General features: G+C 38.6%; 11 protein-coding genes. 4 read left to right on the top strand and 7 right to left on the bottom strand.

Features of this window, described 5'->3' with window-relative positions; translation table 11 throughout:
• Positions 1-233 precede the first annotated feature (233 nt).
• The 7 genes from accC to MUW74_RS00740 all read right to left on the bottom strand — a co-directional run bounded on the left by accC (position 234) and on the right by MUW74_RS00740 (position 6,492).
• A complete protein-coding gene (gene accC / locus MUW74_RS00770; RefSeq protein WP_243517538.1) occupies positions 234-1,589 on the bottom strand; it encodes an acetyl-CoA carboxylase biotin carboxylase subunit in 1,356 nt (451 codons plus the stop codon).
• A gap of 39 nt (positions 1,590-1,628) precedes the next feature.
• Entirely contained in the window at positions 1,629-2,090 is a 462-nt protein-coding gene (gene accB, locus MUW74_RS00765) for an acetyl-CoA carboxylase biotin carboxyl carrier protein (RefSeq protein WP_243517534.1), read from the bottom strand.
• Between the two features lie 2 nt (positions 2,091-2,092).
• A complete protein-coding gene (efp, locus tag MUW74_RS00760; protein ID WP_243517532.1) occupies positions 2,093-2,668 on the bottom strand; it encodes an elongation factor P in 576 nt (191 codons plus the stop codon).
• A gap of 167 nt (positions 2,669-2,835) precedes the next feature.
• Positions 2,836-3,852, bottom strand: a complete 1,017-nt coding sequence (locus MUW74_RS00755) for a beta-ketoacyl-ACP synthase III (RefSeq protein ID WP_243517529.1) — start codon at positions 3,850-3,852, stop codon at positions 2,836-2,838.
• On the bottom strand, positions 3,849-4,034 hold the full coding sequence (rpmF, locus tag MUW74_RS00750) for a 50S ribosomal protein L32 (protein ID WP_243517527.1): 186 nt from the start codon (positions 4,032-4,034) through the stop codon (positions 3,849-3,851). The genes MUW74_RS00755 and rpmF overlap by 4 nt, the downstream gene beginning before the upstream one ends.
• Before the next feature lie 270 nt (positions 4,035-4,304).
• Positions 4,305-5,087: an acyl-ACP--UDP-N-acetylglucosamine O-acyltransferase gene (lpxA, locus tag MUW74_RS00745; RefSeq protein ID WP_243517524.1), complete on the bottom strand. Its 783-nt coding sequence runs from the start codon at positions 5,085-5,087 to the stop codon at positions 4,305-4,307.
• Positions 5,074-6,492, bottom strand: a complete 1,419-nt coding sequence (locus tag MUW74_RS00740; RefSeq protein ID WP_243517521.1) for a bifunctional UDP-3-O-[3-hydroxymyristoyl] N-acetylglucosamine deacetylase/3-hydroxyacyl-ACP dehydratase — start codon at positions 6,490-6,492, stop codon at positions 5,074-5,076. The genes lpxA and MUW74_RS00740 overlap by 14 nt, the downstream gene beginning before the upstream one ends.
• A 749-nt stretch (positions 6,493-7,241) precedes the next feature.
• On the opposite strand from MUW74_RS00740, the gene thrS reads away from it, so the two are divergent.
• The 4 genes from thrS to MUW74_RS00720 all read left to right on the top strand — a co-directional run.
• Positions 7,242-9,158, top strand: a complete 1,917-nt coding sequence (gene thrS, locus MUW74_RS00735) for a threonine--tRNA ligase (RefSeq protein WP_243517518.1) — start codon at positions 7,242-7,244, stop codon at positions 9,156-9,158.
• 128 nt (positions 9,159-9,286) lie between these two features.
• Positions 9,287-10,072: a hypothetical protein gene (locus MUW74_RS00730; RefSeq protein WP_243517515.1), complete on the top strand. Its 786-nt coding sequence runs from the start codon at positions 9,287-9,289 to the stop codon at positions 10,070-10,072.
• A gap of 31 nt (positions 10,073-10,103) precedes the next feature.
• On the top strand, positions 10,104-11,093 hold the full coding sequence (gene lpxD, locus MUW74_RS00725; RefSeq protein ID WP_243517513.1) for a UDP-3-O-(3-hydroxymyristoyl)glucosamine N-acyltransferase: 990 nt from the start codon (positions 10,104-10,106) through the stop codon (positions 11,091-11,093).
• A gap of 713 nt (positions 11,094-11,806) precedes the next feature.
• Positions 11,807-12,338, top strand: a 532-nt coding sequence (locus MUW74_RS00720; protein ID WP_243517510.1) for an ankyrin repeat domain-containing protein, incomplete at its 3' end; no start/stop codon positions are given.

Genomic DNA, 12,338 nt, shown 5'->3' with positions numbered 1-12,338 from the left:
AGCTTTCAGCCACTTTTTTCATCAGCGCTTGATTTTTTGGTTACTTTTTTATCAAGAAAAAAGTAACCAAAAAAAATCATTTTTTACCAATGTCATGAACAGATACGCTTTACCCAAGGTATCTCTATTTCAGTTGTAACCGTCACTTGCTGAGCATAACTATTTTACGTATCTATTCACTACTGAGGTAAAAATGCACCAAAAAATGCGCTAATTTGTAATGAGCGCATTTTTTATTCTAATGAACTAAGCCGTGAAAAGTCAAAAGTATCTAAGTATTGCGTAGTAAAGTTTCCTTGCTGAAAGGTCTGATCCTCTAGTAAAGCACGATGAAATGGAATATTTGTTTGAATGCCTTCTATTACCAACTCTTCCAATACACGTCTCATTTTAGCCATGGCATCCATTCTAGTATTTCCATGCACAACAAGCTTGGCAATCATAGAATCATAGTGAGCAGGCACTACATAACCAGCATAAATATGACTGGCCACCGTTATACCCATCCCTCCAGGTAAATGCATGTGGTTAATTTTTCCAGGAGATGGTCGAAAGCCATTAAAAGGGTCTTCTGCATTAATACGAACTTCTATGGCATGACCTTTTGGATATAGGTTGGGTATATCTAGTGGCTTGCCAGCTGCCATTTCAATTTGCGTTTTGAGTAGATTAAAGCCGGTAACCGCTTCTGTAACCAGATATTCTACCTGAATCCGGGTATTCATTTCCATGAAATAAAAGTTTTGGTATTTATCTACCAAAAACTCCATGGTACCAACTCCTTCATATCCTATAGCAGCTACGCCTTTTATAGCCGCTTCTGTTATTTTTTTTCGTAATGACGCTGTCATAAACGGAGAAGGAGATTCTTCTACTAGTTTTTGATGTCTACGCTGAATGGAACAATCTCGTTCAGATAGATGAATGACTTTACCATATTGATCAGCTACGATTTGTATTTCAATATGACGTGGTGCTTCTATATATTTTTCCAAATAGAGCCCCTCTTTACCAAAAGAGGCGACGGCTTCTTGTCTGGCCTCTGTCCATTTTTGTTGAAATAGTTCTGGACTATCCACCAATTTGATACCTTTTCCGCCACCACCTGCCGTTGCTTTTAGCAATACAGGAAACCCGATTTCATTGGCTAAACGGATCCCTTCTTCAACGGAAGTTAGTAGACCATCGGAACCAGGAACGGTGGGTACACCAGCAGATTGCATCGTTGCTTTTGCGGTGGCTTTATCCCCCATTTTGTTAATGGTAGTAGCAGAAGGACCTATAAATTTAATACCATATTCTGTGCAAATATTTGCAAAGCTGGCATTTTCAGATAAAAAACCATAACCCGGATGAATCGCATGGGCATTGGTTACTTCAGCAGCAGCAATAATAGAAGGAATAGAGAGGTAAGATAAATGGCTTGAAGGGGGGCCAATACAAACCGACTCATCTGCAAAACGGACATGGAGGCTATCTTTATCTGCCGTAGAATGTACGGCAACCGTTTTAATACCCATTTCTTTACAAATCCGAATGATGCTTAAGGCAATTTCTCCACGATTGGCAATCAATATTTTTTGAAACATAGCAGATCAAATGGGTTAAGTAAAAAGGGGATTGAATTGTTATTTGGTAACTGGATCTACTAAAAAAAGAGGTTGATCATATTCCACAGGAGAGACATCATCGACCAAAATTTGAACGATCTTACCGGTAACTTCTGCCTCAATTTCATTGAAAATTTTCATAGCTTCTATTATGCAAAGCTTGGTCCCTTTTACAATAAGATCGCCTTCTTTCACAAAAGGAGGGTCTGTAGGGCTAGATGCCCGGTAAAAGGTACCAATCATGGGAGATTTAACGGTTATATAATTCGTTTCAAGACTATTGTCTTGTATCGATGGCATAGCCGTTACTTGAGCAGGAGCCGAAATGGGCAAACTATTGGAAGTAAGGGATGCTATATGTCCAGGAATAGGTATACTCCTTTTGATATGGATTTTAATCGTTTCTGTTTCAATATTAACTTCTTCTAATCCTGATTTGGTAATAAAGTCAATCAGTTCTTGAATCTCTTTAGTTGTCATATTTACTTTTTCTGCTCGTTTATACGCTCCATATAGAGACCTGTGCGGGTATCTATCTTTACAAGATCTTCATTATTAATAAATAAAGGCACTCTAATTTCTACGCCTGTCTCTAGAGTAGCTGGCTTTAAGGTTTTAGTAGCAGTGTCGCCTTTAAGTCCCGGCTCTGTATAGGTGATCCGCAATAGAACAGATGGGGGTAATTCACATTTTAATACCACATTTTCATCATCATGATAAATCACTTCTACATGTTGTCCTTCTTTTAAGAATTGGGGGGTATGGATGAGTGATGGCTCAATAGTTAGTTGTTCAAAGGTATCTGTATGCATAAAAGTATAACCTAAGCTATCCTTATAAAGAAACTGGTAGGGTCTACGTTCGATGCGTGCTATATGGATTTTTACACCTGCATTAAACGTATGGTCAATTTGTTTTTCTTTTGTTAAACTCTTTAGCTTAGTTCTAACAAAAGCTGCGCCTTTGCCTGGTTTGACGTGCTGAAATTCGACAACGCTATAAATATCATTGTTCAGCACAATACAAAGGCCATTTTTAATATCACTTGTATTTGCCATACTATTTTGTTTATAAGTTTATGGTGGCTATTTGTTTCTACAAGATAGATTGTTAGATATCTATTTTTTCCAGGTGTAAACTAGGCTTTCAGTAACTTTTTTAATCAGCGCTTGATTTTTTGGTTAACCAAAAAATAACCAAAAAAATTTATTATCTACAAGCTGTTTCAAACAGCTGTAACACCATCATAGCCCCAGACCATATACATAGCTCCCCAGGTAAATCCCCCTCCAAAAACAGTTACAATCACCTTATCACCTTTTTTCAGTTTATCTTCGTAATCCCACAAACAAAGGGGAATGGTTGCAGCGGTTGTATTGCCATATGTAGCAATGTTGAGCATAACCTTTTCCATAGGGATGGCTACACGCTCAGCTACTAGCTGTAAGATACGTTGGTTGGCTTGATGGGGAACAAGATAGGCAATATCTGCTGGAGTAAGGTGATTATTAGCCATAATATCTAGCACTACTTCTGACATAGCCTTAACCGCTGCTTTAAATACGTTCTGGCCATCCTGTTGAATGTAGTGTGCTTGCGCGTCAACTGTTGCATGTGAAGCAGGCAGCCTACTACCTCCTGCTTTTTGATAAAGCAGGTCCTGCCCTGCACCATCTGCCTTACAGATGGTATCTACAATGCCGTAACCACTAGCTGCATCATGGGCCGTTACTAGTACGGCGCCCGCACCATCCCCAAAAAGAATACAAGTAGCCCTATCTGTATAATTGGTAATGGAAGACATTTTATCCGCTCCTACTACAATCACTTTTTGGGCTCTACCAGAAGCAATAAACTGTGCTGCTGTATCTAGTCCATAGAGAAAACCTGAACAAGCAGCTTGTAAATCATAACTAAAAGCACGAGTGGCGCCCACAGCATGGGCAATGATATTAGCAGTAGCAGGGGTGATTCTATCTGGCGTAATGGTAGCACATATCAGCAGATCTACGGTAGCAGGATCAGTAGCTGTTTTTTGCAGTAAATCTTTTACGGCTTCTATAGCCATGACTGAGGTCCCCATCTCTTCTCCCTTTAGAATCCTTCTCTCTTGAATACCCGTTCTAGTGGTTATCCACTGATCATTGGTATCTATCATTTGCTCTAACGCACGATTGGTCAAGACATAGTCGGGCACATATCCAGCCACACCTGCAATGGAGGCACTCTTGATTATTTTCATTTGTTTCTATGCATCACCACCCTGCCTTTGTAATACATTTTATCTTCATGCCAAAATGCCCGATGGGGGGTATGTACCACACCTGTAATAGGGCAAACAACAAGGGCAGGCATGGTAAGTTTAACATGTGTTCTTCTTTTATCTCTTCTGGAAGCAGAAGATCTTTTCTTTGGATGTGCCATCTTTCTATAATTACTTATTTGAAACTACTGTCAAGAAATATATTTTGAAACTACTGTCAAGAAATATATTGCTTTTGTTACTTAGGTACTTAACTTATCTTTTTCTAGATAAGAAGAACCAACCAAATTTACGAATAATTTTTCCAGCTAGAAAATTATTTTTTAGAGTCCGTTCAGCACAGTCGCTGATAAGGTTTTTTAAACCTACTTCTTTATCAAGAAAAAAGTGTGATAAAAAGCTTTTTTACCAGTTGTCCTGAACAAATACCATTAAAAAGTTCCTCCATAAGGATTCGCTTTTTTCACAATGCCCCTAGGGCTATTGCGTATAAAAGAAAGAATCATCTCTTTTTCTTGACCATCCACCACTTGCTTATCTATCGCTTCTAGTGCTAGCGGTAACAATAAGGTACTATGATAGATCAAACGATAGATATGGTCTATGGCATGGTATTGTTCTTGGGTAAAACCATTTCGTTGTAATCCAATCAAGTTAAGACCATAATAACGTAATGGTTCTCTTGCTACTTTAATATAAGGGGGTACATCCTTACGTACAATGCTTTTAGAAGCAACCATACTATAGGCTCCTATGCGCATAAACTGGTGAATAGCTGCCATGCCACCTATTACAGCATGGTGGTGCAGTTGCACATGACCTGCCAATTGGGCAGCGTTGGTAACGATTACATGATCTTGAATCATACAATCATGCGCTACATGTACATAAGCCATTAGCAATACATGGGATCCTACAATCGTATTACCCAAAGTACCCCTATTCAGGGTAACAAACTCACGTATAACAGTATGGTCCCCAATTTCCACATAGGTATGCAAGGTAGTAGGTTTACGACCTTGTGGACTAGCGCCAATAACCGCACCTGGAAAAATCTGGCAGTTTTTACCAATTCGGCTGCCCGACATAATGGTTACATGAGGCCCTATAGAAGTACCCTCACCTATGATCACATCTTCTTCAATGGTTACAAAACTGCCTATGGTTACCCCTTTCCCTAGCGTAGCACCAGGATGGATGTCAGATTGCTTCATGTTGTTTGACAATTTGAGCCAATAAAATGGCTTCACAAGCCAAATGTTCACCCACAAAAATACGTCCTTTTACCTTGGCGATTCCTACAGACTGCTTTTCGGTAGTACTAAACTTGATAGCTGAAAGCAAGGCACAATGCAGTACTAGGGTATCTCCAGGTACAACCATACGGCGGAATTTACACCCATCAATCGAAAGAAAATAGGTAAGATATTGGGCTGGGTCTGGTACCTTGTCCAATACCAATATACCACTGGTTTGTGCCAATGCTTCTACTTGTAGAACACCAGGCATAACAGGAGTGGAAGGAAAGTGCCCTTGAAAAAAAGGCTCATTTATCGTCATATTTTTCACCCCAATGATATAGGAACTACCTAATTCCATAATTTTATCTACCAATTGAAAAGGGTAACGATGAGGCAATAGCCTACTGATCTCTTTTACATCCAAGCGTGGCTTAGCTTGTAAGTCGCAGATGGGGGGAAATTTGGCTTCTTGCCTTATTAAATGTTTCTTTAAGGCAGTAGCAAAAGCTATATTGGGGCCATGTCCGGGCTTGTGTGCAAGAAGTTTTCCTTGTAAAGGTCTCCCTAGTAAGGCTAGATCCCCGATCAGATCTAATAATTTATGACGTGCGGGTTCGTTCATATAGCGTAACGAGGATAAGTCGTCAGGTGTGACCAAATGGTTAACCTGGTGCCCTGTTAATTGGGTAATCTGTTCTAACCATTCTGTATGGTCCTTATGGTCAGAGAAAATAACGGCTTTTGCAGGGTCGCCTCCCTGTAGTAAACCTTTGCCATATAAGGCAGGAATTTCATCTAAATAGGTAAAGGTGCGCGCAGGCGCTATGGCATCTTTAAAGTGCGCTAATGTAGAGAGCGTTGCATATTGATGGCCTATGGGCCATCTATTGTAAGCAAGGGTAACATGCATGCTATAGTCGCTGTCCGGATAGAGAGCATAATGGCTACCTGTATCTGGGTCGTCGTAAAGAAAGGGTTCTTTGAGGGTAAAAAACTTTTTTGGTGCTTCTTGTGGCACCACACCTGCCTCTAACAGCAGGTCTACAAAAGCCAAAGCACTACCATCTAGATCTGGCACCTCTGGTCCATCTAGTTGAATACAAATATTATCTACTTGGATGCCTATAATTGCTGCTAGCAAGTGCTCTACCGTAGCTACTCGTGCTTTATTTTTTTCAAGAAGGGTACCTCGTTCAGTTTCGGCCACATGGGCTACCGAAGCTTCTATAAAAGGCTGATCGGTTAGGTCAATTCGTTGAAATTGTATGCCCGTATCAATCGGCATAGGGGTTAAGCTACCCTTAACCTTTTTCCCAGTATGGAGCCCAATGCCTTCGAAATGGATGATCCGTTGAATGGTCTGTTGTTGGTGTTGCATCGTACATATTTTAAAAAACAGCTATAGTATAGCCCTCCGCTTATCTCCTTCGATAAAAAAATAGTAGCTGTTTAGCCAATCGCATCAACTTAAGGAAAATCTATTTTACTGCGGCTGTATTTATTTATAAACTTTTAGCATAGTCTTTGGCTACCAAATTCCTTTATAGAAGGCCATAATAGCCTAAAAAATTAAGTTTACACCACAAATAATAAACAAAAAAGCAAATCTAAAAGTTATATTATCACATTTGGAAATCAATAAAATGTAACCCTTAAGTTGACGCCATTAGCTGTTCAGCGTAGTGGTAAAGCTACGCCAAAAAAGAAAAAACGCCCCTTGTAAAATAGTTGCGACTAGAAATCGCCCCTTACAGCTGAAATAGAAAAACAGCCTGTTCGAAGCCCGCATAGCGGGCAAGTTCTGTTTTTCCAGCTGTAAGGGGCGATTTCAGCAACTTTTTACTGAGGGCTTGATTTTTTGGCTACTTTTTGATCAAGCAAAAAGTAGCTTTAAAAATTCTTGCTATATGTTGCCCATTTGTTTTTCCATATAGGTGAAAGCCAATGATTTGTAATTTATCTAACTGGCCAGCTAATTTAGCTATAATACCGCTGATATCATTAATCTTCTTTCAAAGCATGCCTTTTCATGCTAAAATAAAGATGAAATATAGAACCATTAATAAAAAAATTGTATGTTTATCAACTAACAAATCCATTAAGTGGTAAGGTACTGTACAGCATACAATGATTAATCTACTCATAGATGGCCAAAAAAGGCCATTCCCTAAAGGAACTACTGGTTTAGTTATCGCCCAACAACTCGGGGCACCAGCTGATATTTTAGCGGTTCAGGTCGATGACGCAGTCTATGATCTTACGCGGCCTATTGAAATAGATGCTACCCTCCATTTCCTTAGATGGGAAGATCATGCAGGTAAACAACTCTTTTGGCACTCTTCTGCCCATCTTCTAGCTGCTGCCTTGGAGCGCCTTTACCCTGGTGTTAAGTTTGGTATAGGTCCCCCTATTGCACAAGGCTTTTATTATGATGTAGATTTAGGTCCCTATTCAACGGATAGCCTAGATCTGGCAGCTATAGAAAAAGAAATCATTACACTTGCCCAGCAAAAAGATCCATTTATTCGTCGAGTGGTCTCCAAGCAAGAAGCTATTGACTTTTTTACTAAAAAAGAAGATCCTTATAAATTGGAGCTATTAGAAGGATTGGCCGATGGTACCATCACCTTATATCAACAAGGTGATTTTATCGATTTGTGTAAAGGTTCCCATTTACCCCATACTGGATGGATCAAAGCGGTTAAAATTTTAAACATTTCAGGAGCCTACTGGCGAAGCAATGAAAACAATAAGCAGCTTACCCGTATTTATGGTATCACTTTTCCAACTAAAAAAGAATTAACAGATTTTCTATATATTAGAGAAGAAGCCCAAAAAAGAAGCCATGCAAAGATAGGCAAGGCGCTTGGCCTATTTACTTTTTCTGAAAAAGTTGGTCTTGGTCTGCCGCTTTGGTTACCTAAGGGTGCCCTATTGTGTGATACTTTGGTCCAATTTCTTAAAAAGGAGCAGATCAAGCGCGGATATCAGCCCGTTATTACCCCCCATATTGGCCATAAAGCGCTCTATATCACTTCTGGTCATTATGAAAAATACCAAGCAGATTGTTTTCAGCCTATTCGTACCGCTCAACCCGAAGAGGAATATCTTTTAAAGCCAATGAATTGCCCTCATCATTGTGAAATTTACAACAGTGCCCCCCGTTCCTATAAAGAGCTTCCTATTCGTTTGGCAGAGTTTGGAACCGTCTATCGTTACGAATTGCATGGTGCCTTGCATGGATTGACCCGCACCCGTTGTTTTACACAGGATGATGCCCATATCTTTTGTCGTTCCGATCAAGTAGCAGCAGAATTTGCTAAGGTCATTGATTTGGTTCTTTATGTATTTGGCCTATTTGGGTTTAAAGATTATACGGCCCAACTCTCTTTTAGAGACCCTAGTAGCGATAAATATATCGGAAACGCACAAGATTGGGATTTAGCGGAAGAAGCTATTCAAGCCATAGCCAAAGAAAAAGGCTTACAAGCCACTGTTGTACAGGGTGAAGCTGCTTTTTATGGTCCGAAGGTCGATTTTATGGTTAAAGATGTCTTAGGCCGTAGTTGGCAACTAGGTACAGTGCAGCTAGATTACCAACTACCTATTCGCTTTGATTTGACCTATATGGGAGCCGATGGTGGGAAACACCGGCCCGTTATGATTCATCGTGCGCCATTTGGTTCACTAGAGCGCTTTATAGCGATTCTTATTGAGCATACTGGTGGGAAGTTTCCACTCTGGCTAGCTCCAGAACAAGTAGCTCTTTTATCCCTTTCTGATAAATATAATCAATATGCTGTTCTTGTAGAGCAAAAGCTATTGGCAGCAGGCATCCGTACTACCTTAGATAGCCGAAACGAAACCATTGGCAAAAAAATTCGGGAGACTACTTTACGTAAAATTCCCTATATCCTGGTGGTTGGCGAAAAAGAAATGATTAATAAAACTGTTACGGTCCGTAAACAAAATGGCCAGGTTACTATTCTTGTAGATGACTTTATCCAGCAAATTTGTGAGGAAGTGGTGGCTATTGCTTTCTGATCGCAACTATTTTACAAGGCGCGTTTTTTAATTTTTGTAAGTGGCCTTACCACAGTTCGGAATCGATACAGCGAAAGTAGTTTTGCACAAGAAAGCTATTGTTAAAATTTAATTATTCCGTTGATACTATGTCTCTAAATGTCTATAAAATTGTTTGCGTAGTTGTTTGTATGGTGTTAGATGGTTGTTCAGTGTATAAAAGCTATATAGATGAGAGCACAAGCCTATCCATAAACCCAAAAAGCATAATACAACAAAACACGAAAACAAAAGCAAAAACAAAAATAGCCAAAACAAAAACAAGAGAGCTTGTCATCAATTACTTCAATCAACAATTACAGAACAGTACAAAATATGGCGTTACCCTACCTAAGGGATACGTAAAACTCCTGAAAAATTGGCAACTACCTACTTTAAAAATAGGGGAGTATCTATTCTTTGGATTTCTTACACCCAATTCAGGGGATGAACAAAAAGTCGCGCGTAGTTTAATCCGTAAGCAAAATTCAGATCAATCATGTTATTTACTTGACATTTCAGTACCGGTTAAAGTAAAAAAGAGAAGAAAAGGTAAGCCTGTAACAACAAGATTATATTTCATAAAGCAACCTTTTTGTATAGCAGCTCTAATAGATGGAAGTTGTGGATATTATATTGATCTTGTAGAGGAAAGCATTGAAAATAAATATAGTTCGCGAATCTACAAATGCCATGAAGATGGTAAAACGGAAATATGCGCCAATAGTATCGATGCTTTTCTTAAGATTTGTCGCCTTGCGGAAAAGCGTAAAAACCGCCCATCAGTTTTGGATCAGTCAGATAAAGAAGCAGTGCGATCTACTATTAGTAAACGCAAAAAAAGAAAAAGAAAAAATGGCTATTGTAGTAGTATGATGAAAAAAGTAAAACAGTAAAATAAAGATTCCCTACTCTAAAATAACTACCATGCAATGGACCCTATCAGAATTAATAGAACGCTTTGATGGCAAATTATTAGCTGGCTGTATGGGTACAAACTTAACCCATCTTTGTACCCTGGATGATGGAGCTATTGGCGGGCTTAGTTTTTTTTCAAGCCCCCAATACACTACTGCCTTTTACCAAACCAAAGCCTCTGCTGTTTTGGTTCCTAAAGATTTTCAACCTGTTGCACCTCTATCTGCTGTTTTGATTGCTGTTGAAGATCCTTATCGTGCTTTTTCTCTGCTCATAGAAGAGATTTACCAGCAAAAAATAGTTCCTAAATCAGGTATAGAATTTCCCTCTTATATAGGTCAGGGGGTTACGGTAGGTGCAAATATTTATCGAGGTGCTTTTTCCTATATTGGTCATCATGTAGTTATAGGTAAAGGCGTAAAAATTTATCCACATGTTTATGTAGGAGATCATGTCACCATTGGTGAGGATACGACCCTTTATAGTGGCGCTAAAATAGCTGCTTATACCATTATAGGTAGCCGATGTGTTGTTCATGCGGGTGCTGTCATTGGTGGTACTGGTTTTGGCTTTTTAACGCATGCAGATGGTAGTTACAAGCGTATCCCCTCTATTGGTAACGTGCAATTAGCTGATGAGGTAGAAATTGGAGCCAATACGACCATAGATGCGGCTACTGTGGGTACCACTATCATAGGTAAAGGAACCAAAATAGATAATTTAGTGCAAATAGCCCATAATGTGCAAATAGGTAGGCATACGGGTATTGCAGCACAGGTAGGCATTGCTGGATCGACCAAGATAGGAGATTATGGTAGGCTGGGTGGCCAAACAGGTGTTGCGGGTCACCTCCATTTGGGTGATCATATGAGAGCAGTTGGTCGTGCCGGTATTACCCGCTCTTTTCCCAAAGGCCATATTACCCTTTCTGGTACCCCTGCTTTTGAAAATAAAAAATTCTTAGCGTGTTACGCTAGGTTTAAAAATCTGGCACGTTAACCATTCAGCCCTATGGGCGAATGCGCAAAAAAACCTCTTTTAAAAAGCTATTATAGAACAGTTCTCTATTTAATCCTATATGATTGTTAAAGCCATACTCCATGGTTTTCTTACATTTTTGAATTAAGTGGATTCATGGGACCTCTTGCAAAAGCTATACGAATAGCTTTTGTAAGAGGTCTATTTTTATATGCTAATATTTTTTAAAGATATTTATTTGGAATTGTATCTATTTTTAATAATTTAAAAATTGAGAGATAAATCAAATACTTGATCAATACCATTTACAGCTAGAAAAACAGAACTTCTCTGCTAGCCGGTTTCCAAACAAGATTTTTTATTTCAGCTTTGCTCGAAGGTTACATGTTGTAATCGAAAATTTTTACAAGGTGCGTTTTTTCTTTTTTTTCGCTTTACCACAGCGCTGGATCAGTAACCTATTAAACGCTGTTTCCGAACCTCACGATCCTACTATATAGCAATTGATAAACTTACGCGATATCCTATCTAAGCAATAGCATGCAACTTATACAGTCTCCTAAATATGATATGAAGGGTTTTGTAGGGAAATTTTTTATTCATAATAAAGTAATAATAACCTGTGAAACCAATAAAAATAATAAGATTTCTAGCTCCGTAACATGAAAAATGTAAAAAATAACATGAGAGCTAATAGCAAATTTATACTATCCATCTATAACAACATCTTCATTATGCATAAAAAACATATACAGTACACTTTATTGTCCAAATTAATGACTGGATTAAGTTTGGTACTATTTTTAGTAGTTGCTATTAATTGTTGTAAACTACCTGTTAGATATGGTTTGAATGAAGATTCGACAAATTTAAAAAAAGAGAACAAAGCTGAAACAAAAACCCTAAAAGACCTGGTCAACTTAATTATCAATTATTTGCCTATTCTTGCTAAGGACAATATGTTATTTGCAACAGATAATCAAGGACGTAATATAATTCATCATGCAGTTTTATCAAATCATATAGATATCCTTAAAATTTTACTTGAAAATTCAATTTCAGATAATTATCATGCTATATTTTGTTTGCTTAATGCAAAGGATCATGATGGCTATACTCCTCTTCAATTAGCAACAAAAAATGGTAAAGTAGAAGCAGTTAAACTTTTAAGTAAAGATGTAAGAGTTGATGTCAATAAAAAAACTAAATATGGTGCCTCCCCGCTCTGTATTGCATCATACCTAGGCCATGTAGCAGTAGTTAGGG

The sequence above is a fragment of the Candidatus Cardinium sp. cBcalN2 genome, from assembly GCF_022810445.1.
In the GTDB taxonomy this organism is placed as follows: domain Bacteria; phylum Bacteroidota; class Bacteroidia; order Cytophagales; family Amoebophilaceae; genus Cardinium.
Note: the sequence above shows the minus strand (reverse complement) of the source record. Positions and strands in the feature narration are given on the sequence as shown.

Bases quoted from the DNA above. Each gene is read 5' to 3' on its own strand.
- accC (WP_243517538.1), bottom strand. From the start codon at position 1,589: ATGTTTCAAAAAATATTGATTGCCAATCGTGGAGAAATTGCCTTAAGC.
- accB (WP_243517534.1), bottom strand. From the start codon at position 2,090: ATGACAACTAAAGAGATTCAAGAACTGATTGACTTTATTACCAAATCA.
- efp (WP_243517532.1), bottom strand. From the start codon at position 2,668: ATGGCAAATACAAGTGATATTAAAAATGGCCTTTGTATTGTGCTGAAC.
- MUW74_RS00755 (WP_243517529.1), bottom strand. From the start codon at position 3,852: ATGAAAATAATCAAGAGTGCCTCCATTGCAGGTGTGGCTGGATATGTG.
- rpmF (WP_243517527.1), bottom strand. From the start codon at position 4,034: ATGGCACATCCAAAGAAAAGATCTTCTGCTTCCAGAAGAGATAAAAGA.
- lpxA (WP_243517524.1), bottom strand. From the start codon at position 5,087: ATGAAGCAATCTGACATCCATCCTGGTGCTACGCTAGGGAAAGGGGTA.
- MUW74_RS00740 (WP_243517521.1), bottom strand. From the start codon at position 6,492: ATGCAACACCAACAACAGACCATTCAACGGATCATCCATTTCGAAGGC.
- thrS (WP_243517518.1), top strand. From the start codon at position 7,242: ATGATTAATCTACTCATAGATGGCCAAAAAAGGCCATTCCCTAAAGGA.
- MUW74_RS00730 (WP_243517515.1), top strand. From the start codon at position 9,287: ATGTCTCTAAATGTCTATAAAATTGTTTGCGTAGTTGTTTGTATGGTG.
- lpxD (WP_243517513.1), top strand. From the start codon at position 10,104: ATGCAATGGACCCTATCAGAATTAATAGAACGCTTTGATGGCAAATTA.